This is a genomic window from Streptomyces sp. NPDC001914 (genome assembly GCF_042891215.1).
Taxonomy (GTDB): domain Bacteria; phylum Actinomycetota; class Actinomycetes; order Streptomycetales; family Streptomycetaceae; genus Streptomyces.
Genome location: NZ_JBIASW010000035.1, coordinates 1 through 19,431, shown reverse-complemented (window position 1 = coordinate 19,431; position 19,431 = coordinate 1). Strand labels below are relative to the sequence as shown.

20 protein-coding genes and 4 pseudogenes are annotated in these 19,431 nt (G+C 68.6%); 8 read left to right on the top strand and 16 right to left on the bottom strand.

Going from position 1 to position 19,431, the window contains the following annotated elements:
• Positions 1–963 precede the first annotated feature (963 nt).
• Positions 964–1,605, top strand: a complete 642-nt coding sequence (locus ACFYYF_RS41405; protein ID WP_388784756.1) for a carbonic anhydrase — start codon at positions 964–966, stop codon at positions 1,603–1,605.
• Between the two features lie 19 nt (positions 1,606–1,624).
• Here the strand turns inward: ACFYYF_RS41405 and ACFYYF_RS41400 are convergent, their stop codons facing one another.
• On the bottom strand, positions 1,625–1,843 hold the full coding sequence (locus ACFYYF_RS41400) for a Sua5 family C-terminal domain-containing protein (protein WP_388784753.1): 219 nt from the start codon (positions 1,841–1,843) through the stop codon (positions 1,625–1,627).
• 286 nt (positions 1,844–2,129) lie between these two features.
• Between ACFYYF_RS41400 and ACFYYF_RS41395 the strand changes: the two genes are divergently transcribed.
• Positions 2,130–2,423 (top strand): hypothetical protein, encoded by a 294-nt coding sequence (locus tag ACFYYF_RS41395; protein ID WP_388784750.1) that lies wholly within the window; start codon positions 2,130–2,132, stop codon positions 2,421–2,423.
• Positions 2,424–2,486: 63 nt separating this feature from the next.
• Here the strand turns inward: ACFYYF_RS41395 and ACFYYF_RS41390 are convergent, their stop codons facing one another.
• Positions 2,487–2,825 carry a MerR family transcriptional regulator gene (locus ACFYYF_RS41390; protein WP_388784748.1) on the bottom strand — a complete coding sequence of 113 codons (339 nt, stop codon included), beginning with the start codon at positions 2,823–2,825 and terminating at the stop codon, positions 2,487–2,489.
• A gap of 1,315 nt (positions 2,826–4,140) precedes the next feature.
• Between ACFYYF_RS41390 and ACFYYF_RS41385 the strand changes: the two genes are divergently transcribed.
• Both ACFYYF_RS41385 and ACFYYF_RS41380 read left to right on the top strand, forming a co-directional pair.
• The gene (locus ACFYYF_RS41385; protein ID WP_388784745.1) at positions 4,141–4,980 is read left to right on the top strand and encodes an RNA polymerase sigma factor SigF; all 840 of its coding nucleotides are present in this window, start codon (positions 4,141–4,143) and stop codon (positions 4,978–4,980) included.
• 130 nt (positions 4,981–5,110) lie between these two features.
• Positions 5,111–5,443: pseudogene (locus ACFYYF_RS41380) on the top strand (PucR family transcriptional regulator); the annotation flags it as partial.
• Between the two features lie 403 nt (positions 5,444–5,846).
• Here ACFYYF_RS41380 and ACFYYF_RS41375 read toward each other — a convergent pair.
• The 4 genes and pseudogenes from ACFYYF_RS41375 to ACFYYF_RS41360 form a co-directional block, all read right to left on the bottom strand.
• Positions 5,847–6,191: pseudogene (locus ACFYYF_RS41375) on the bottom strand (type III effector protein); the annotation flags it as partial.
• A 23-nt stretch (positions 6,192–6,214) separates the two neighbouring features.
• Entirely contained in the window at positions 6,215–6,667 is a 453-nt protein-coding gene (locus tag ACFYYF_RS41370) for a hypothetical protein (RefSeq protein ID WP_388784743.1), read from the bottom strand.
• 115 nt (positions 6,668–6,782) lie between these two features.
• Positions 6,783–7,427 carry a hypothetical protein gene (locus tag ACFYYF_RS41365; RefSeq protein ID WP_388784740.1) on the bottom strand — a complete coding sequence of 215 codons (645 nt, stop codon included), beginning with the start codon at positions 7,425–7,427 and terminating at the stop codon, positions 6,783–6,785.
• 323 nt (positions 7,428–7,750) lie between these two features.
• Entirely contained in the window at positions 7,751–8,332 is a 582-nt protein-coding gene (locus ACFYYF_RS41360; RefSeq protein ID WP_388784737.1) for a hypothetical protein, read from the bottom strand.
• A gap of 353 nt (positions 8,333–8,685) precedes the next feature.
• On the opposite strand from ACFYYF_RS41360, the gene ACFYYF_RS41355 reads away from it, so the two are divergent.
• From ACFYYF_RS41355 to ACFYYF_RS41345, 3 genes and pseudogenes are all read left to right on the top strand, one after another.
• A complete protein-coding gene (locus tag ACFYYF_RS41355; RefSeq protein WP_388784734.1) occupies positions 8,686–9,129 on the top strand; it encodes a tyrosine-type recombinase/integrase in 444 nt (147 codons plus the stop codon).
• A 47-nt stretch (positions 9,130–9,176) separates the two neighbouring features.
• Positions 9,177–9,503, top strand: a complete 327-nt coding sequence (locus tag ACFYYF_RS41350) for a helix-turn-helix domain-containing protein (RefSeq protein ID WP_388784731.1) — start codon at positions 9,177–9,179, stop codon at positions 9,501–9,503.
• Between the two features lie 25 nt (positions 9,504–9,528).
• Positions 9,529–9,687: pseudogene (locus tag ACFYYF_RS41345) on the top strand (integrase core domain-containing protein); the annotation flags it as partial.
• A 32-nt stretch (positions 9,688–9,719) separates the two neighbouring features.
• On the opposite strand, the gene ACFYYF_RS41340 reads toward ACFYYF_RS41345, so the two are convergent.
• The 7 genes and pseudogenes from ACFYYF_RS41340 to ACFYYF_RS41310 form a co-directional block, all read right to left on the bottom strand.
• The gene (locus ACFYYF_RS41340) at positions 9,720–10,913 is read right to left on the bottom strand and encodes an alcohol dehydrogenase catalytic domain-containing protein (protein WP_388784728.1); all 1,194 of its coding nucleotides are present in this window, start codon (positions 10,911–10,913) and stop codon (positions 9,720–9,722) included.
• A gap of 78 nt (positions 10,914–10,991) precedes the next feature.
• Entirely contained in the window at positions 10,992–11,549 is a 558-nt protein-coding gene (locus ACFYYF_RS41335) for a type 1 glutamine amidotransferase domain-containing protein (protein WP_388784725.1), read from the bottom strand.
• A gap of 388 nt (positions 11,550–11,937) precedes the next feature.
• Positions 11,938–12,351, bottom strand: coding sequence for a heme-binding protein (locus ACFYYF_RS41330; RefSeq protein ID WP_388784722.1), 414 nt, complete (start codon positions 12,349–12,351; stop codon positions 11,938–11,940).
• 146 nt (positions 12,352–12,497) lie between these two features.
• Positions 12,498–13,406: pseudogene (locus ACFYYF_RS41325) on the bottom strand (peptidoglycan-binding protein); the annotation flags it as partial.
• A gap of 321 nt (positions 13,407–13,727) precedes the next feature.
• Positions 13,728–13,943, bottom strand: a complete 216-nt coding sequence (locus ACFYYF_RS41320) for a hypothetical protein (protein ID WP_388784719.1) — start codon at positions 13,941–13,943, stop codon at positions 13,728–13,730.
• A 194-nt stretch (positions 13,944–14,137) separates the two neighbouring features.
• Complete coding sequence (locus tag ACFYYF_RS41315) at positions 14,138–14,359, bottom strand: helix-turn-helix domain-containing protein (RefSeq protein ID WP_388784716.1); 222 nt, start codon at positions 14,357–14,359, stop codon at positions 14,138–14,140.
• Positions 14,359–14,850: a DUF2975 domain-containing protein gene (locus ACFYYF_RS41310; protein WP_388784712.1), complete on the bottom strand. Its 492-nt coding sequence runs from the start codon at positions 14,848–14,850 to the stop codon at positions 14,359–14,361. The genes ACFYYF_RS41315 and ACFYYF_RS41310 overlap by 1 nt, the downstream gene beginning before the upstream one ends.
• A 224-nt stretch (positions 14,851–15,074) precedes the next feature.
• Here ACFYYF_RS41310 and abc-f point away from each other — a divergent pair, with 224 nt between their 5' ends.
• Positions 15,075–16,721: a ribosomal protection-like ABC-F family protein gene (gene abc-f / locus ACFYYF_RS41305; RefSeq protein WP_388784709.1), complete on the top strand. Its 1,647-nt coding sequence runs from the start codon at positions 15,075–15,077 to the stop codon at positions 16,719–16,721.
• Positions 16,722–17,070: 349 nt separating this feature from the next.
• Here the strand turns inward: abc-f and ACFYYF_RS41300 are convergent, their stop codons facing one another.
• From ACFYYF_RS41300 to ACFYYF_RS41290, 3 genes are all read right to left on the bottom strand, one after another.
• On the bottom strand, positions 17,071–17,397 hold the full coding sequence (locus tag ACFYYF_RS41300; protein ID WP_388784706.1) for a hypothetical protein: 327 nt from the start codon (positions 17,395–17,397) through the stop codon (positions 17,071–17,073).
• A 506-nt stretch (positions 17,398–17,903) separates the two neighbouring features.
• A complete protein-coding gene (locus tag ACFYYF_RS41295; protein WP_388784704.1) occupies positions 17,904–18,113 on the bottom strand; it encodes a hypothetical protein in 210 nt (69 codons plus the stop codon).
• Positions 18,114–18,193: 80 nt separating this feature from the next.
• The gene (locus ACFYYF_RS41290; protein ID WP_388784701.1) at positions 18,194–18,991 is read right to left on the bottom strand and encodes a hypothetical protein; all 798 of its coding nucleotides are present in this window, start codon (positions 18,989–18,991) and stop codon (positions 18,194–18,196) included.
• Between the last annotated feature and the right edge of the window lie 440 nt (positions 18,992–19,431).

Genomic DNA, 19,431 nt, shown 5'->3' with positions numbered 1-19,431 from the left:
GTGGGCGGATCCAGGGATGCCTCTGTCGGCACCGGGCCGGTAGGCGTACCCGTTCGGCTTACACGGATTTCGGGCTGTGTCTCGTTTCTCACGACATGACGATGCAGGACGTATCGAACATGCCCGGCGGCGCCGGGCGCGCCCTACCCGTAGGATCTCCGTCGCCTTAAAACAACGATCAAGCCCGCCTTGCGCTGCGGGGTCTGCTGGACGATGCCCTCGCCGGCTTGCTGATCCTGCACCCCCTTACCCAGCCAGGCCGAACACCCCAGATCCCCAGGGCCCCTTACCTGACAGGGACGGCCGCCCGGGAAAGGGTGAGGCGGCCCGGCATCGGAGGGTGAGTCGGCGCCGGGCCGCAACGCCAGCCTGCATCAGCGAGCACGCCGGCGCCACACGGATGCGGCACAGAGAGGAGGGCCCGAAGCGGATCCTCAGGGCTTCGGGCCCTCGATCGGCGCACAGTTGCAAGAGCGTTGATGTCCCGCGCGCCGATCCGCTCAACGACGCGATGTCAGGTACGACACGACGCACCGGCCTTCCCGCGGGCAGACGAGTGGGTTCTTGCCGGTGGCGACTTCCTGCGGGCGAGCCGCCGTCCTGGCGGCAGACGGCTGCGGGACGATTCAGTCGTCACGTCGCCTCTCGCCTTCACATCTGGCGAGGGTGGCTCTCTGCCGCTGTGGTCAGCGACGGCAGGACCAGGCGGTCTGGTACTCACGCGCTGCTGACGCGCCCACTCCGAAAGCTTCACAACACCATGGCGCTGAGATGCCTGAGCGGAAATAACCATGAATGACTAAGAAACCCGTAGCAGTCATCACCCCTACGGAGCCGGGCATCTCCGCTGCGTGTTGAGGTTCCGCGTTGAGACCGTCCTCGTCCGGCGCCTGGGGGTGATGCCGGCGCCGTCCGGCGGGACCAGTGGCTGCGACGGCGGGTGCCGCCTCGTAGGCTGCGGCCATGACCGAGACCCAGCCCCCGACACCCCGCGACGCCTTCGACCTGCTCATGGCCGGTAACCAGCGCTTCGTCTCAGGCACTCCCGAGCACCCGAACCAGGACGCCACCCGCCGCACCGAGATCGCACCGTCCCAGCAGCCTTTCGCCGTGCTGTTCGGTTGCTCCGACTCCCGACTGGCCGCCGAGATCATCTTCGACCGTGGACTGGGCGACCTGTTCGTGGTCCGCACCGCCGGGCACGTCGCCGGTACCGAAGTCCTCGGGTCCATCGAGTTCGGCGTGAGCGTTCTCAACGCGCCGCTGGTCGTTGTCCTCGGCCACGACTCGTGCGGCGCGGTCGCCGCGGCCTGCTCCGCCCTGGAGAACGGGCAGACGCCGGGCGGCTTCGTCCGGGACGTCGTTGAACGGGTGACCCCGAGCGTGCTGGCAGCCCGCGCCGCCGGACGCGACACGGCCGAAGAGATCCTGGCCGAACACATCGAGCACACCGTGGACCTGTTGATGGAACGCTCCCGTGTCCTGGCCGATGCGGTGGCTGCCGGCCGCCTGGCCGTGGTGGGGCTGTCCTACCGACTGTCCGACGGCAGCGCCCAACTGGTCGCCATCCGCGGCCTCGACGTGGCGGTCCCTACCGCATCCTGACCGCCCCGGCCGTGGCCACTCACGCGAAGGGCCGGGGCCTCTTCACCGCAGCGTGGGCGAGGCACGGGGGACGAAGGACACCCACCTGGGGCGGGTCTTCCTGGGCGAGCTCGGCTTCGGCGACGGCCTTCTCCGGCTCGACGAGGGCGACCCGCGCCCGGGGCGCGTAGTGCGACGGCTGCTGACCCGACATCCGGACACCGCTTGTGGGCGGGACCGCGACCGGGTGCCCCAGCACCGCTTCGAGTCCTCGCGCGTCACCCCGCCTGGTCGCAGGATGCCGGGGTCTCGCCCGTGACGTCGACGACGGTCGACACGACGCCGGCCCGGCGGGAGCCGCCGTCCGGGGGACGAAATCGACGGCGCCACCCAGCTCCGTCCGATGGCCCGCGGTCGTGAAGGTGACCTGCACGGACTCCACAGCCTCGGGCGGGCCTCGCGCAAAAGATGCCGCAGGAGTTGGGGCAGGAGATGGTGCCGCGAGGCGGACCGGAGCACGGTTCGAACAGCAGGACCGTCATGTCGTGCCAACCTCGTACGACTTGCTGCAGGACCTGGTCGACGCCCGGGAGGAACGCTGTCAGGTCCGTGCTGAACTGCGGACGCTGTGCCAGCGGGTGCCCTGGTCGGCCGAACCGCCGGACGCGTGGGAGACGCACGAGAAAGCCTGGCGTGTCCCGGCCTCCTCCCCAGCTGCGATCCCCAGGACGCGGCGGAGATCGCCCGGCTCCGGGCGCGAAGGTCGAACCACCACGGCGATCGTCACGCACACCTACCGGAGCAGCCTCGCCCCGGCCGACGTCCTCGCCCGCGCGTGACGCGTTCAAGCACCACCACGAGCGGCAGACGGCCGAGGCCTCCAGCCGGCCGCGGACCGCTCCTCAAACAGGCTTCGTCGGGTCCGCCGCTTCGGCCGCGCGGCGGTACGCGGCGTTCAGTTGCTGGGCCTCTTCGAGCTGGTCCTCGAGGATGACGATGCGGCAGGCGGCGTCGATGGGTGTGCCCTGGTCGACGAGTTCTCGGGCGCGGGCCGCGATGCGCAGCTGGTAGCGGGAGTAGCGGCGATGGCCGCCCGCGGAGCGCAGCGGGGTGATCAGGCGGGCCTCGCCGATCGCGCGGAGGAAACCCTGGGTGGTGCCGAGTATCTCGGCAGCCCGGCCCATCGTGTAGGCGGGGTAGTCGTCGTCGTCGAGCCGGCCGTACGAGTCGTCTGCTGTCATTGCACCTCTCTCATGGAACGCGTGGAGGGGCCCTGGCACCATGTGTGCCAGGGCCCCGAAGGAACTGCTACACCATCCGCCGGCCCTGATACTGCACCGGCCTACTGTTTCCGCGGACCGACCAAGATTACTGTCGGGGGCGCGGGGATCGCGGTTGCTTGACCGGGGACCACCTCACTATCGATGTCCTGCGGTACCCGGGCTCAGCCATTCCGCCCGGGCGATCCTGATGGCGTCTCGCTCCTCCGTTCTTCCCTCTTGACCAACAGTTACCAAAGGGGGGACTGCGTAATGCTGGCACTGCTCTACTGCGTGTTCCGTCGTGACCTGAGGAAGCGTCACTCTTCGGCAGCCAGCCCCGTCGCCCGTCCTGCATCTGCTCTGGCTTAGAACCCCACTGCCGAACCTCCCGGTGCGCGCGCCCGCAGCCGACGCCTTCACCGAGGTACCACTCACACACTTCACTGCTGGGTCCTGCGAACTGCACCTGCAAGTACTTCAACTGCGGTCCTGCTCATGGCGGCCCCTGATCACTGCGGGCCACCCGGTCCGGTCGTCAGCCCCGTCGCCGACCTGCGAAAACCCTGGCTTCGGAACTCCACCACCGCACCGTCCTGCCACCTGCAACTACCGGTACAACTGCCTGGCAGTTCGTGTCTGCCGGGCCCTTCCGATCTCGACTACGAGAGAAACCATAGCCAGACGATCAACCAATGTCTACTCCAGCCACCATAGATTTTCGTGTTCCCTGCGATGAAAAAGTCGGCATCGAGCAACGACAAGGGAGGGCGCTCCGGCGGGCCGGGGCCGGGGCGAAAGACGGCGCCCGTACCGGACAGCGGGCTGCAGGCATACGCACCCCCGACCTGAACGGCGGCACCGGCGGCTTCGGCCGGCACATGGTCAACCACCTCGCCCGCACCACCTCGGTCACCCGCCACCCGCCACCCGAGCGGAGGCAAGACCGTGAGCGCCGCCCTCCTGTCCAGGCAGCGACCGGGCATGGTGTCGGACGGCACTCCCGGCCGCTTCCGGAGAAGGCGACCGCACTGTCACGATCCTGACGCCCCTTGCCCGACGCGCCCGGCACCAGGGGCTTTTCCGGCACGGCATCCCGGCGAGCGGCAAGGCTCACGTCGGACCACTCATGCCCGATGGGTTAACCTCCCTTCCGCCTTCGCTGCTGAGGCGAGAGACGGAGTGGCGCAACCACCGCGGAAGTGCCTGGCATGCATGCCTCAAGCGGGGGTACGCCGTCTCTTGCCGTTCAGGAGCAGACGGCCTGTGAGGCTGGATCACGTAGGAGGGGACGGGCATGACAGTGACCGAGACGACCGGGACGCGGACCGTCGCGCTACCGGAGATCAGTGACCCGTCGCAGGTTGCTCCGAAGGATGCGCGTGAGTTGTCGAGGCTGTTCTTCGACCAGCTCGCCGTCCTGGAGGAGGGCACCCCCGAGTACCAGTACGCGCGCAACACCCTCATCGAAATGAACATCACCCTCGTCCAGTTCGCGGCCTCACGTTTCCGCAGCCGCGGCGCGGACGAGATGGAGGACATCGTCCAGGTCGGCACCATCGGACTGATCAAGGCCATCGACAGGTTCGAGCTCACCCGTGAGGTCGAGTTCACCTCCTTCGCCGTCCCCTACATCGTGGGCGAGATCAAGCGCTTCTTCCGCGACACCACGTGGGCCGTGCACGTCCCGCGCCGTCTGCAGGAGGCACGCGTGGCGCTCGCCAAGGCCACCGAGGAGCTCCGTAGCCGGCTCGGCCGCATGCCCACGACGCGGGAGCTGTCGGAACTGATGTCCCTGCCGGAGAGGGACGTCATCGAGGCTCGAAAGGCCGCGAACGGCTACACCTCGACGTCTCTCGACGCCGCCATCACCTCCGGCGAAGACGGTGAGACCGCTCTCGCGGACTTCATCGGCGTGGACGACACGGCCCTTGAACTCGTCGAGGACTTCCACGCGCTCACCCCTCTGATCGCGCAACTCGACGAACGTGAACGCCGCATCATCCACATGCGGTTCGTCGACGAACTCACCCAGGCCCAGATCGGCGAACACCTCGGTGTCTCCCAGATGCACGTCTCCCGACTCCTCAACCGCACCCTCGCCAAGCTCCGCGAAGGAATGCTCACCACCAACTAGCCGTCCCAGCCCAAGGATCCGGCGGTGTTCCCCACCGTGCAGGCGGGGAACACCGCCGGATCCGTGTGGGCCGTCCCAGGCGAGGAGTCTTCCCCAGCTTGTCTTTCGACCAGGAACGGACGGCGCGCCGACGTTCTTCGACGAACTCGGCCTCTACCGCATCCTGGGACCCGGCAGCGATCACCGGGAACTGGAGACGTTCGTCCACGAGTGGCTCGGGCTGCTCATCGACTACGACTCCCGGCACCAGGCGGCCATGGTGGAGACCCTGTCCCGGTACTTCGACTGCGGCGGCAACTACGAAGAGACCGCCGACTGCCTCGCGATCCACCGCAGCACGCTGCGCTATCGGCTCCAGCGCATCCGCGACATCAGCGGCCACGACCTCACGAACGCCGAGGACCGGCTGAACCTCCAGGTGGCGACCCGAGTGTGGAAGATCGTGCTGGGCGAACCCGGCTGATGCCTCTGGAACTTCCGCGCGAACGATGTCGGCGGCAGTTGGGCGGACCGCCTTGCCCCAGCGCTGCAGGGGTGGGTAGCCCTTCTTCGGATTGATCCAGCGAGGTCACACCGCGCGGGAAGACGGGTCTTGGTTCATCACCGCCGTCGCCATGACCGACGGCACCTTCGGCACCAGCCGCGAAGGGGCCAAGAAGGTGTCCGACGCTGTCTGTGGACCACGGTAGCGGGAGGGTCAGCGGATGCTGCGGCAGATGTCGCGACCGGAGCGAGGTGCAGGCAGGGCCTGACACCACCGACGGGTGACGCCCGGGCCGCGGCCCGGGCGTCACAGGGCGATGACGTGGAGTCGACCAGGTCGAGCGGGGCCGGCGTCGCCGACGGGCGGCCGGCGTCGACTCGTACTACGGGGCGGCGAGGTCGGGGTGCGCGGCAGCCAGGTGAGGGCGGGTGGCGATCAGCGGGGCTATGAGGTCGGCGGGGTCGTCGTGGGTGAGAGCCGCGTGGAGTTCGCCGGGCATGCGGCGGGCTGCGGCGGGCAGGTCAGTAAGTGCGGTGATCTGCCCGGCAAGACGTCGCAGGTCGGCGGCGTTGTGGCGGGCCCAGGCGGCAGCGGTGCGGTTGGCGGCACGGGCCTGGCGGGTGGCCGTCACGCGCTGTTCGCCGGTAGTCCCGGCAGGGCCGGGGCGACCACGCAGGTAGCGGCGCTCGGCGGCCCGGCGGCTGGCGACGCCGAGGGGAGCTGGTAAGGAAGGTGGGGCCGGAGTCTGGGTCAGTGGAACCAGGCAACGAGTCGCACGTTGTCTGCTCCGTGGAGTTCGCTGAGTGTCCGCATCACGCTCCAGACCGGCCCCCAGTGGGTTTTGTCGCCGGCTACCGATTCTCGGCTTCGCGTGCCGGAGCTGTCTGTCTCCTGCCAGTCGGCGGAGGCAAGCTCGGCCCAGGTGATCCAGGTTGTGCCGTGGACGTCAGGAGGTCCGCCGTGCGCGGCGTATTCGGTCTGCAGATCCTCGGACGCGTCGCTCGGAAAGTATCGGCCTTCGGCAAGAGGGCGGAAACCGAAGTAGTTCCGGATACCGAAGAGGCAGGCGAGGGCGTCGTAGGCGTTGCCGTTGTTGAGCAGGAAGAGGTCGATGGCGGCGTGCCACACAGAGTCCTCGTCGTCGGGGCCCCAGAGGCAGGCATCTGGTCGGCACTCGATCATCCCACTGACTTCGGTAGACATGCGGGCATGCTGCCCGCACGGTCCATGAGTTGGCACCTGCTTTTCCATGACCTGCCTCGCCACCAGTTCCAGCGGCCGCCAGGCGCTTGTGCGGTGCTCGTGGCGGGGGGGTACCTCAGCGGTGCTGGGCCTGTGTCATGCGGGCAACTTCCTTGCGGACGAGGGCCAGGGGGAAGTGGTCCTCGTGGTCCATGTCCAGCATCGTGAAGTGCGCGGTCACACCGCCGACTCTCACCAGGATGTGCTGTTCGTTGCGTACGGAGACGCGGCGGCCGCTACGCAGGCCGGACCCCTGCTTCACCGGCACGGTGGTCCGGAAGGCGATCGACTCGTCGCCGAGGCGGGGGATCGACTCAGGTGCCAGATGCGCGGTGTACTTCCCCGTGAAGCCGACGCCGGTGTAGTCGTGGCATTCCGGCAGTGACGTGCGAACCTGGGCGAAGGCCGTCTCGGCACCGGTGCCCGCGTAGGACGCGAGGGTGGCGCCGCCCGCCCAGATACTGCCCTTCCAGTTGAAGACCTGGTCCACGACGGCCGACGCGTCGCCGGCGCCGAGTGCGTCGAGCAGCTTCTCGCAGGAGCTGTCCGAGACCGGCGGGAAGGTGCTCTTCGAGTCCATGTCCGGCCGCTCGTCCGCCGAGACACCTCTGTTGCCCGGAACGTCGTCACCGGTGAGGGCGATGGACTTGAGGACCTGGGCGGAAAGCGGTGGTACCGGAGCAGCGGAGGTGACCGGGGTAGCGCCGGGCGAGTTGCTCAACGTATGAGAGCCGGGCGTTCCTCCGCCCGTGCCCGCACAGCCGGTGAGCCCCCACAAGGACAATGCCGCGCAGACCAGCAGCCGTCTGGTTCGCTGCGCCCTCACCCGTGCCCCCAGCCCCGTCGTGATCAAGGGAGCCGATTCTAACGACCGCGGGCGCTTGTCAGGGTCACGTTGGAAAACCGGGTGCTCAGGTGTCGTACGTGCCGTCCCACGGGGCGGAGAACCCCAGGCGGTCGGGGTAGAGCTCGGCCCAGTCGCCCTCCCCCCCCCGCCCTCCGCAAGGGGTTCGGTGACCAGCCCGACGACCACGCCGCCGACGGTCAGCCGGAAGAAGCGGATCGCGATGTCCCCGTACCCGAGCCCGGAAAGGCCGTCGAGCAGATGCTGGTCTCCGAAGCCCTTCGGGGGTTGTTTCTGAGGTTGGCGAAGGGCAGAGCTCCTCCGTGGAGTTCTTTGAACTCATCGATCAGGTCCTGCTCAGCCTCGCCGGCGTCGCCCTCGGTCAACGGCCGCCAGGCGACGAGCAGTGCGTCCGAGTCGACCAGCTGCCAGATGTAGCGACCGCCCCAATGGCCGGCCAGCAGACCAGTGCCGTGGCGGCGGTAGTCGGCAAGCCGCTGATTGAGTCCGTCCTGGCCCGCGGCCTTGCCGATGTACACCACCGTTGCCCCGTCCACCCAGGCATCGCCGAGCCTGTCGGCGCTCACGGATGGGTCGCGACCTTTGAGGTGTCCGGCAGGGCTGGTGGGGAGGAACGACGGGGGCGAGGTGTCTGTGCGGATCACCACGTAGATTCCGTGCCCGGTGGGGACGTTGCTGTCGGGCAGTTCACGGAACGGCACGAAGCCGCGGAAGCCGCGTGCGGTCAGGGTGCTCTGCGTCAGCTCTGGTATCGGGCTCATGCCAGGCATCGTGCCAGGCGCATCTGACAGTCCTGTGCGACATCCCGTGAGTTCTTCTGAGCCTCGCTGAGTCTCTGCCCCTGTGGCCAGGAGGTTCCTCCTCCTTCGAGTGCTCTGTGGTCGTGTGACGTAACTTCGGGATTCGTGAAGCGTTCTCACCGTGTCCGACCGATCCACAGTCGGACCGAAGGTGAGGGGGCTCGGGTTGGCGGCGCTGGCAGTTGTACGGGACATGCGCGAGCACTGGGCGCCCGCGTCGGCGGAGGAACTGGAGCAGTTCGAGACCGACGCGCTGTCCGGGTTCGTCCTCGCACGCGCCTCGGCAGGACTGGCGGACGGCACGATCCGCGGGGATGTCGGGCACCTGGACCAGATCAGAACCTGGTTCGGCCGACCGCTGTGGGATATGGAGCAGCCGACGCCGACGCGTACTTCGGCAAGGTGCTGCGTGGCTCGCCGAGCGGCACCCGGCTGGCCCGGTCCCAGGCGCTGAGCACTTCGACGACCACACCCGCCCCGGCGCCCCGCTGTTCCCCTCCGAGCGCAAGAACGCCGACGGGTCCTCGCGGCGGGTGGGCGACGACGCCCTGCGCAATGGGCTCAAGGACGCGGCCAAAGCACACCTGCCCGGGTGGGGCAAGAAGCTGGGACCGCATGTCCTGCGACACTTCTGCGCGTCCCAACTCTATGGAAACGGGCTGGACTTGCTCGCAATCCAGGAGGTTTTGGGACACTCGTGGATCGCCACCACGATGCGATACATCCACGTTCAGCAGACCCGGGCCGAGGACGCCTGAGTCGCCGGGATGGAACGGGCCTCGAAGCGGCTGGAAGGACTGGTCTGATGAGGTGGAACCTGCGGCTGACCGCCGCAAACAAAGGAGTCTGGAAGGCTTCTGAGCTCCAGCGGAACCTGGCCGAGCACGGGTTGGTGATCTCGGCGGGGAAGATGTCCGGCCTGTGGTCGGGGCAGCCCGTTTCGCTCAAGCTGGAAGACCTGGACGTCATCTGCGTCGTCCTCGGCTGCGAGATCGGCGTGCTGATCCCCGAGCCGGAGAAGGTCAGCCGCCCGGGACAGGCGGAGACGGAACGAGCGGCAGTCGGCGCGGGGACTGTCACACCGGCGGTGATGCCCAAGCGCCGGGACGGCCGATCCCTCCCGCCGGCCTGACGCCGCCACGATGAGCAAGATCCGCCTGCTCGACGAATGGGCCTACGCCCGCCCCTACCGCTCAGAAACCGAACGGCGCGACGCGCTCCCGCAGTGGCTGCACACCTACAATCACCACCGCGGACACACCGCGCTCGCAGGCAAACCACCCGCCAGCCGCGTCCCCGACCTCACAGGGCAATACATCAGTAGGCACTGTTTCTCGGATCGCGGGCCTCAGGCCGGAACGAGGCCGTGGGGGTCGATGATGAACTTCTCGGCCACTCCCGTGTCGAAGGTCGCGTAGGCGTCCGGGGCGTCGTCGAGGCTGATCACCTTCGTGTTGAGCATGGCGCTCAAGTAGGGCATGCGGTCCCAGAGGATCGCCATCATCAGCTCGCGGTTGTAGTGCATGATCGGTGCCTGCCCGGCGGCGATCCGCGGCGACTTGATCCAGGCCTTGCCGAAGTCGATCGGGTACGTTCCCTCTTGCTCGGCCTTCGACTTCGCGAGCGGGTCGGGGCCGTAGACGCCGATGACTCCGGTAGCTCCGCCCGCGCGGGTGGCGTCGATCACCTGGTTGAGGGCGTAGGCCGGGTCCATGTCCTCGGACTCGCGGCCGATGCCGTGTGCCTCGGTACCGACATAGTCGACTGCGCAGTCGACCATGGGTTCGCCCAGGATAGCCTCGATCTGGTCGGTGAGCGCTGCGTCCTGGCTCAGGTCGATCGTCTCGCAGCCGTTCTTCTTCATCAGCTCCAGGCGGTCCTTGTGGTAGTCGCCGACGATGATGCAGGACGCCCCGAGAAGGCGCGCCGCTGCTGCGCCGCAGCGGCCGACCGGGCCTGCGCCGGCAAGGTACACGGTCGAGCCCGGCTTGGCACCGGCCTCCATGAGACCGTGGAACGCGGTGGGCAGGATGTCCGAGAGCAGCGCCAGGTCACGGATCTTCGCCATGGCCTGGTCCCTGTCTGGGAATTTGAGGAGCTGGAAGTCGGCGTACGGGACGAACAGGTACTCGGCCTGGCCGCCGGTCCAGTCGCCCAGGTTGAAGCCGTACGCTCCGCAGGCCACCTTGGGGTTTGTGGTCTCGCAGACGTCGGTCCGGCGCGCCCTGCAGTTGCGGCATCGGCCGCAGGCGACGTTGAAGGGGACGGAGACGAGGTCGCCCTCACTGAGGAATTCGACGTCGGGGCCGAGCTCGATGACTTCCCCGGTCATCTCGTGCCCCATCACCATGCCCTGGGGCACCGGGAAGGACCCGCGGTAGATGTGCAGGTCGCTGCCGCAGATGTTGGTGGCGACGATTCTGAGGATGACTCCGTGCGGGGCCTTTTTCCCGTTCGGCATCTGGAGCTTGGGGAAGTCGAGGGACTCGACGCGCATGTCTTTCGGGTTCTGGAAGGTGACGGCGCGGTTGCTGCTCGCCATGACGATCTCCTCTGCTGATCCACGGGACTCGGCCGTGGAGTGCCGGATGTCATTTCGGTGGCTTGGGACTCCTCCTGATCAGGCGGGTTGCAGCGCGGCGGCGAAGCGTTCGATGATCGCCTTGCAGAAGGCGGGGAGGTCCTGCGGGCTGCGGCTGGAGATGAGCTGGCGGTCGATCACGACCTCCTCGTCGACGACCTCGGCGCCGGCGTTGCGCAGGTCAGTACGAATGCTGGGCCAAGAGGTGAGGCGGCGACCGCGCAGCACGCCAGCCTCGGCCAGGATCCAAGGTCCGTGGCAGATGGTGGCAACGGGCTTCCCGGTCTCCACGAACGCCCTCACGAAGGCGACGGCGTGCGGGTCGGTGCGCAGCTGGTCGGGGTTCATGGTGCCGCCGGGCAGCAGGAGCGCGTCGTAGTCACCCACACGGGCGTCAGCGACCTTCTTGTCCACGGTCAAGGTTCCGGCCGGGTCGATGTCCATCTGGCGCGCGTTGATCTCGCCGGTGTGGAGGGAGATAAGTTCGGCCTGCGCACCAGCCCCCAGCAGTGCGCCGAGAGGCTCTTCGAGCTCGACGCGCTCAACGCCGTCCGTGGCCAGGATTGCGACCTTCCTGCCGTGCAGTTCGTTGGTCATGGTGCGTGGTTCCTTCCAGTTGCAGGCGGGGGACCGGTTCGGATCTGCGCTGCCGCCGCTCAGCTGCCGTCGAGGTGGAGGAGAACCTTGGCACAACGGTCCTCGCAGTGGCCGAAATGCTGGTCAGGCCGGGGCCCGGTCCAGCGACAGCTCCTGGGAGACAATCCAGGACGGCTTAGCCTTGCCCTGCTCGGTCAGCCCCCACAGCTGCCGGTTGAAGGAGGTGTGCTGACGGATGCCAGAAGACCGCCCCGAAAGTTGCCGAGTTCGGCCCCGCGACGCCGATGGCGTTTACGGAATCAGGCGAATGCTGGCGGCCGTGGCGCCTCCTTCCATCGCGCGGCCACGCTGAGGGCCCCCGCTCATGACGGCATAGCGGGGCCGGTCGTCAGAAGGCCGTCGCCGCGGCCTCGGCCACGGTCTGGTCCTGCACACCGCTGCCGCCGCTGACGCCCACCGCGCCGACGATCCGGCCGCCGTGCCGCAGCGGGACACCGCCCGCGAAGATCATGACGCGTCCATTGTTGGATGCGTTGATCCCAAAGAACTGCTCACCGGGACCCGCGTTGGCGGCCAGGTCGGCGGTACTGATGTCGAAGGCCCGGGACGTGAAGGCCTTGCTGATGGAGATATCGATGCTTCCGATCCAAGCCTCGTCCATCCGGATGTGCGCGACAAGGTTGCCGCCGACGTCGACGACAGCGATGTTGCTCGGCGAGCCGATCTCGTCGGCCTTGGCCTCCCCCGCAGCGACGACTCGCCGGGCGTCCTCCAGGGACACGGACTCCGTCTTTAAGGTCATGGCAAGGTCCTCTTTCTGCTGTGGGTACGCGGTTGTGTACCCGCAGCCTGGTGTATTCCGACCCTGCGCGCCTCTGCCTACCAGGCCGAGCCTCGTGTGCTCCGATGCGCACGGCAGGCCCACCCCGCCTCTCCGCCGGTCGGAACGGGCACCGGGTTGTACAGGTAGCGGCCCACATACTTGACGCCCTCCGCCTTGAGCGCCGCCGCACGCGCCGGAGTGATCTTGGTGACGCAGTCGCAGGCTTCACCCTTGCGGGACTGGTCGCCGAAGGAGACGAGCAGCGAGGCCCATGTGGAGAAGTCGCCCGCTCCGGTGACCGGCAATTTGACGTACGCCTGGAACTCGCGAACCGCGTCGGCCAGGCCGGCGGTGAAACTTCCCTCGAATGCCACACCGTAGCGCCTGTTGAAGATCATGGCCGCGGTGAACAGGAGGACCCAGGTGCCCCTCGCACCGACCGTGATCGTGTGCCTCTTCAGGCCTTCCTGAGTGCCTGAGCCGAAGTTCCCGTTGGCCGTACCGTCGGCCATGCCTATCTCGTACTGCACGGCGTAGATCATGGCCTTGGCCACATCGCGCGAGTAGATCCCGTCACACGGGACGATGAAGAAGTCCTGCCGGTTGACGTAGCGTCCGTTGAGCCACTGCTGAATGCTGCGGACGGAGTCGGAGCCGTTGGCGACGCCGACATAGGCGTCCATGTTCAGCAGGCCCTTGAACACCTTCGGCACGAGATCGCTGCCCCGGTAGACCTGGTCCACGCCCATGCGCTGCTTGAGCAGCGAAATCGAAGAAGCGACCCGGTCACTGAACTTGCCGTCGATGCCGCCGCCGTCATAGCCCTTGCAGTACAGGGCGGACTGGACGATGCGTATGAAGTCCGCCGAGGGTGCGGTGGAAGCGTTGACGACCGGATGCTTCGTCTGCAGAGCGAACAGCGTTCCGGGTCCGAAGCTGTTGGACAGGGAAGCGATCCCCAACTCCCACTGCAGAGCGCGAGTAAGGGCATACATCGTATTCCAGCTGGTCTGCCCGTCCTCCTTGACGGTCATGCCGATGCGGCTGCCATAAGTCCCGTTCCCGGGATTCTGGTCGTGCCCCCACTCGAACTGAGGGCAGCGAGATCTACTGGGATTCCGTCGACATCCTGATGCTCGCGCTCGCAGCGGCGGGCATGGCGGTCGTTTCCGTCGTCGGCGCACTCCCGCTCGTGGGACGGCGCGTCGACCCGGAACTGATCCGGCGCGACTGACCACGGCACTTGACCACTCCTGGTTCCGTCGGTCCGGCCCGCTCCGCATCGAGCGGGCCGGACCGGCTCACCCCGGTCCGTCGACGCCGCTCGCGAGGATGTCAGGCCGCCAAACCGAAGGTCAGCCTTTTCTGCGTTCCAGGACGCGACGGGCCGCCTCCGCCTCTGCCGCGGGCGGCGACAGCTCGTCGAGCGTGTCGAGTTCGTCGTCTGCCTCCAACTCTGCTTCCCAGGCGGCAGCGAGGCGCTCCTGCTCGTCGGGGGGTGCGGCGTCGACGGTCTGCCGGTCCTCCGGGTTCAGAGCCGCCAGAAATCTAGCCACCGAGTCCATCGGCATGCCGTACTCCTCGTCGCTGGGCAGCGTGTTGATTCCCGCCCAGCATGGTCACTCGGCTTCCGGTCGGTCGCCTGACACGGCTTCGGCACACTCGGATGGCCGCAGTGCGGACGGGCAGCCCCGGCAGACGCCCGCCAGCGGCCGAACCCGCGGAACCCGCGGATGGCCTCTCCGTGGTGATGTGTCGGCCGGGGTCACTCGTCCGTGGTGTCCTCGGGCTCCCAGCGCAGCAGGTCGCCCGGCTGGCAGTCGAGTACCTCGCAGAGTGCGGCGAGTGTTGTGAAGCGGACCGCCTTGGCGCGGCCGTTCTTGAGTACGGCCAGGTTGGCGGGGGTGATTCCTACGCGGTCCGCGAGTTCGCCTACGGACATCTTGCGTCTGGCCAGCATCACGTCGATGTCGACGGCGATGGGCATCAGATGACCTCGTCCAGGTCGGCCTGGAGTTGTGCCGCTTCGGTGTCCCGGGCGACGGCCTGGGCGAGGAGCGTTCTCAGTACGAGGACGATGAGGGCGACTCCCAGGATGGCCAGGCCGATTCCGCCCATGATGAGGGTGACTCCCGGGTCGTCGCGCTGGCCGGGTGCGTTCAGGGCGGTGACCGTGAACCATACGAGTGCGGCCGTGACGATCGCGCCGATGATGGTGTCCACGTACCGGAAGGCCGCGTGGGAGAACACGGTTCCGCGTCGGACCATGGTCACCAGTCGCCATACGCAGACCAGGGCGACCTGAGCCGTCCCGATGCCCAGGATCGTGACCAGGCGCAGCGGGGTCAGCGGGAGTGAGCCGTCCTCCGGGTCGTTTCCGCTGATCAACGCCCAGGCCATCAGGACCTGTACGAACACGCTGCCGGTGAGCACCACCGCGAGCACGGCGCGCAACGCGCGCACTGTCAGTTTTCCCATGCCCCTGTCTTCTTTCCCATGACCCTGCTACCCCATCGATCTACGATCGGATCTATCGAATATCGATACAGGCGGCAAGCGTGAGCGGGGTAATCCCCTTGGGAGGGCGCGGATCGCCCGGTACGGTGCGGATATGCGCTTTTTCTACTTTCTCTGAGTCCGGGCACGGCTGACATCGCCGTTTCTGCCGCCCGCCGACCCTTCGCATCCTCAGGGAAAGTCTCATGCGCGAACGCGCCCATACCGCTGTACCCGCTGCCGTGGCGCAGCTGTCCGTCAAGGACGTCACCAAGTCCTACGGCACCCGGACCGTCCTCGATCAGGTGTGTTTCACCGTCCGACCGGGCGAGAAGGCCGCTGTCATCGGTGAGAACGGTTCCGGCAAGTCCACCCTGCTGCGGCTGCTGGCCGCGGCCGAGGTGCCGGACTTCGGGGAGATCACCGTCAGTTTCGCCGGCGGGACCGGTCACCTCGGCCAGACCCTCGACCTCGGCCCGGACCGCACCGTGCAGGACGCGGTCGATCTCGCGCTGGCCGAACTGCGCGCCATGGAGGGCCGGTTGCGCGAGGCGGAGGAACGGCTCGGCCGGGCTTCGGAGGATGAACTCGCCGCGTACGGGGAGCTGTTGAACGCCTACGAGGAGCGCGGCGGATACGAGGCGGACGCCCGCGTCGATGCCGCCATGCACGGGCTCGGGCTCGCCGGCATCACCCGGGAGCGTGTGCTCGGCTCGCTCTCGGGCGGTGAGCAGTCGCGGCTCGCGCTCTCCTGCGTGCTGGCGGCCTCCCCCGAACTGCTGCTCCTCGACGAGCCGACCAACCACCTCGACGCGGCGGCCGTGCGCTGGCTGGAGGAGCATCTGCGCGTGCACCGGGGCACCGTCGTCGCGGTCACCCACGACCGCGGCTTCCTGGAGAACATCGCGACCACGATCCTCGAGGTCGACCGGGATGCCCGCACGGTGCGCCGGTACGGCGACGGCATCCTCGGATACCGCGCGGCGAAGGCGGCCGCCCGGCGCCGGGCCGAGCAGGAGTACGCGCGGTGGACCGAGGAAGTGGCCCGCGCCGAGGAGTTGCTCGAAGCCTCGGGCAGGCGACTGGCCGTCACCGGCAAGGACCCGGGGCAGGGTTTCGGCAAGCACCGGCGCTCGCACGAGGCGAAGCTCGGCGGACAGGTGCGTTCCGTCCGCGAGCGGCTGGCTCACCTGCGCCGCAACCCGGTGGCGGCGCCGCCCCGGCCGCTGCGCTTCACGGCGGCTCTTGCGGCGGTGGGCGGCACGCATCACGCGGGGCGCCGGCTCGTCGAGCTGGACGACGTACGCGTCGGCGAGCGGCTCCGTCTGGAGGGGACGCTGACGATCGCGCCCGGGGAGCGGCTGCTGGTGACGGGCGGGAACGGGGCGGGCAAGACGACGCTGCTGCGTGTCCTGGCGGGCGATCTGGAGCCGGACGCGGGGACGGTGTGCCGTGCGGGACGGATCGGCTACCTGGCCCAGGAACTGCCCGCGCGTTCCCCGCGGGTGCCGCTGCTCGCCGCCTTCGCGGCCGGGCGGCCCGGGCCGCCGCAGGAGTACGCCGAAAGGCTGCTGGCGCTGGGGCTGTTCCGCGAGGAGGACCTGGACGTCCCGGTGGCGGAGCTGTCCGCGGGCCAGCGGCGGCGGCTGCAGATCGCCCGGCTGGTGACTCGCCCCGCGGACCTTCTCGTACTCGACGAGCCGACCAATCACATCGCGCTCGACCTGGTCGAGGACGTTCAGGCGGCGCTCGCGGCGTATCCGGGAGCGGTGGTCGCCGTCTCGCACGACCGCGGTTTCCGTGAGCGCTTTTCAGGGGGGCGGCTGGAGCTGCGGGGTGGGCGCAGGTGCTGACCCGCGCGCCGCGCGCCCGGGCGGACTCGCATCGTGAAGCCCGGCATTCCGGCATTCCGGCATTCCGGGATACGGGTCCGGTGCGTCCATCCCTCAACGCTCCCGTCAGGAAGGCGGGTGGACACTTCGGCTCCGGCGGGGCCGGCCGACGGCTGATCCCGCCCACCGAGGATCCCGTCCGCTCCCGGGTGGCGGGGAGGTCGTACGGCGGGTTCGACCCGCGCGGGCCGAAGTGCGGGTGTGGGTATGACAAAACCGGCCCCGGTGCGCCGGTGAAGAGCGCATCGGGGCCGGTTCCGGTTCGAGTCGCTGCCGCCTCTACAGGCGAGTGGCGACGTCCGTCACGGGGTCAGCGGTGGTGGCATTCCTTGTGGGCGGGGACCCAGACACGAGTCCACTGCCCGGGGTGCCAGCGGTGGTGGCGGTCCCGGTAGGCCGGGTGCCACTGCCGTGCCCAGTAGCCGGCCACCTTCACGCAGCGGTGCGGCGCCGCCGAGGGCCGGCGGTGGTCCTGCGGCCCCGCCGAGGGGCCGCGGTGGTCCTGCGGCCCCGCCGACGGTCGGGGGTGGTTCTGCGGGGCGGCCGACGCGGTGCCGACCGTTCCGACGACGGCTCCCGCGGCCAGGGCCACCGTCGCCGCTCCCAGGGCCGCGGCCCTCTTCAACCCGTTGATCATGTTCGGACCTTTCCGTGCGAGCCGGAGCTGACGCCCCGGCACTGCCCGGACCGTTCGGCCGGGCACGCAGTGATCCTCACGCCCGGATGCCGCCAAATCGCCACAGAACACTGCCTCTTATGAAATGCACATCAATTTCTCATTCGGCATAAATTGTCATATTCGCGTACTATTGGCACGTCTCGTCGCATGTCGACGTCCTGCACGCGCAGCGCCGCTCGCGGGGTGCGGGGCGCGGTGCGCTCCTGCTGTGATCCGGTCTGCCGCTAGTCGCTCAGGTGGTCGCGGGAATCCGACAGGCGGAGATCTCCAGCCCACGTCTCGCACCGGACTCGGCCGGAGGGGAACGTGATCTCCAGGGCGGACCGCCCGCTGTCCGAGCCCTCTTCCCGCACCGCCAGGACTGTCTCGCCGAGGTGATCCGCAAACGGCGTACCAACGCTGACCGGTCCCACTTCGATACGGCCGTACTCCGCCATGTCGTATCCCTCGCAGGGGGCGGACGTCTAGACGATCAGGCACCAGTCGGAGCCGGTCGTGATGTGGGGGGCGACCTCGTCGCTGTCGATCAACCACACATCCAGCGGGTCGGACGGAGCCTGCGCGCCTTGCAGGTGCCGGGACACGATCACCCGCTCAAGGCGCCGCCCGACCAGGTACGCAGGACGTACGCCGGCTCCATGCAGCGGGCACTGGTTCAGCCTCTCGGACTCCACTCCACGACCGTACCGTCGGCCAAAGCCCCAGCTCACCCGTCGTTACGGGACTGCTCTTGGGTGGTGGCGGGCGCCGGTCGTCAGGTCTGGACCGGTGCACTCCCGCTCGGTGCGTCCTCTGCACGTACGGCGCGGGCCCGGTGGAGTGTCCGGCTCAGGCCTGCCAGTGCCGTGGCTGTTCCGGCTCCGAGGGGGGCGAGGGGCCAGTACTCGATGGTGTTTCCGAAGGCCGCGCATCCTATGAGCGCGAAGCTCGCCGCCAGTGCGACCAGGAATCCGAACGCCCAGGATGCAGCCCGCTCCTTCCGGTCCAGCCGTACCCGGCCGTCGCGGCCGGCCAGGCGCGCGGCGGCGGCCAGGGCGAGGGCGATCAGATAGCCCGTGATCAGCGGGTAGAGCAGGAACAGGGCCATGTCCCACCCTCCGGGGTGCCAGCCGCGCCAGACGTCACGCCCGTCGACCTCTACGACCCGCCCGTGCCACAGGCCCGCCTGGACCCGCTGCCCCTCCTGGAGGCCGTTCGCGGAATCGTCCGCGACGCCGTTCGCCGTCTTGGTCTCGTCGCCGATGCGCAGTTCGATCGTGTACGTGGTGGTGACGGTCCATTCGCCGCTGCCGCCGTCCTGGCCTCCGCCGTCCCTCCCGCTGGTCGTGTGGGACGTCAGCTTCGTGATGGTGGCCTCGGTCGTGCGCAGCGTTCTGTTCGACTGGGCGTGCGCGACGCCCGTCTCCTCGTAGGTGCGCAGGGCGAGCATCAGGATCAGGGCCGCCATGGCCAGGCGGAACGCCCAGCGCCATGCATGGCCGCGCAGCGTCCTGGGCCGACTGGTGCCCGGTCCCGTCCGCGACGTCGTGTTCCCGGTCTGCTCCTGTGTCATCGGACTCCCCCACTCCCCCGTCTTCCGGTCGGGAACGGACGAAAGCCGTCCCACCGGATCACACGCCGCACGGCCAGCCATGGTTGCGGTCGGCCAACCCGACCGGGACCCTGTGACCGGATGGTGGATGTCACCGCGCCTCCGCGGCCTGGCAGTTGCCAAATCCGGCGATGCCACGGACACGGCAGCTCGCACATGGCTGTCACCGAAGCTGTGAAGCACGGGGCCAGACCTGGTCGCGTCGGAACAACGCTCTCGCGGGTTGGCGGCGGCGCATCCGGACCGCTGGGTCACTGATTGCATCCCGTGAGGGCCGGGAGCTCGATGCGGTGGGGACGTGTGGTTTCCACCGGCGACCGGGGGTAGCGAAGTGGTGGCAACATCAGCGTCACCACCCGGGGCAAAGACCGCCCGTCAGACCCTCGCGTGGTCGCAGTCGT

What these genes read in the sequence shown, in the direction of transcription:
- ACFYYF_RS41330 (WP_388784722.1), bottom strand. Translation starts at nt 12,351, where the DNA reads ATGACCTTAAAGACGGAGTCCGTGTCCCTGGAGGACGCCCGGCGAGTC.
- ACFYYF_RS41370 (WP_388784743.1), bottom strand. Translation starts at nt 6,667, where the DNA reads ATGTCTACCGAAGTCAGTGGGATGATCGAGTGCCGACCAGATGCCTGC.
- ACFYYF_RS41355 (WP_388784734.1), top strand. Translation starts at nt 8,686, where the DNA reads ATGTCGGGCACCTGGACCAGATCAGAACCTGGTTCGGCCGACCGCTGT.
- ACFYYF_RS41390 (WP_388784748.1), bottom strand. Translation starts at nt 2,825, where the DNA reads ATGACAGCAGACGACTCGTACGGCCGGCTCGACGACGACGACTACCCC.
- ACFYYF_RS41290 (WP_388784701.1), bottom strand. Translation starts at nt 18,991, where the DNA reads ATGACACAGGAGCAGACCGGGAACACGACGTCGCGGACGGGACCGGGC.
- ACFYYF_RS41405 (WP_388784756.1), top strand. Translation starts at nt 964, where the DNA reads ATGACCGAGACCCAGCCCCCGACACCCCGCGACGCCTTCGACCTGCTC.
- ACFYYF_RS41320 (WP_388784719.1), bottom strand. Translation starts at nt 13,943, where the DNA reads ATGCCGATGGACTCGGTGGCTAGATTTCTGGCGGCTCTGAACCCGGAG.
- ACFYYF_RS41315 (WP_388784716.1), bottom strand. Translation starts at nt 14,359, where the DNA reads ATGCCCATCGCCGTCGACATCGACGTGATGCTGGCCAGACGCAAGATG.
- ACFYYF_RS41335 (WP_388784725.1), bottom strand. Translation starts at nt 11,549, where the DNA reads ATGACCAACGAACTGCACGGCAGGAAGGTCGCAATCCTGGCCACGGAC.
- abc-f (WP_388784709.1), top strand. Translation starts at nt 15,075, where the DNA reads ATGCGCGAACGCGCCCATACCGCTGTACCCGCTGCCGTGGCGCAGCTG.
- ACFYYF_RS41310 (WP_388784712.1), bottom strand. Translation starts at nt 14,850, where the DNA reads ATGGGAAAACTGACAGTGCGCGCGTTGCGCGCCGTGCTCGCGGTGGTG.
- ACFYYF_RS41340 (WP_388784728.1), bottom strand. Translation starts at nt 10,913, where the DNA reads ATGGCGAGCAGCAACCGCGCCGTCACCTTCCAGAACCCGAAAGACATG.
- ACFYYF_RS41350 (WP_388784731.1), top strand. Translation starts at nt 9,177, where the DNA reads ATGAGGTGGAACCTGCGGCTGACCGCCGCAAACAAAGGAGTCTGGAAG.
- ACFYYF_RS41385 (WP_388784745.1), top strand. Translation starts at nt 4,141, where the DNA reads ATGACAGTGACCGAGACGACCGGGACGCGGACCGTCGCGCTACCGGAG.
- ACFYYF_RS41300 (WP_388784706.1), bottom strand. Translation starts at nt 17,397, where the DNA reads ATGATCAACGGGTTGAAGAGGGCCGCGGCCCTGGGAGCGGCGACGGTG.
- ACFYYF_RS41360 (WP_388784737.1), bottom strand. Translation starts at nt 8,332, where the DNA reads ATGAGCCCGATACCAGAGCTGACGCAGAGCACCCTGACCGCACGCGGC.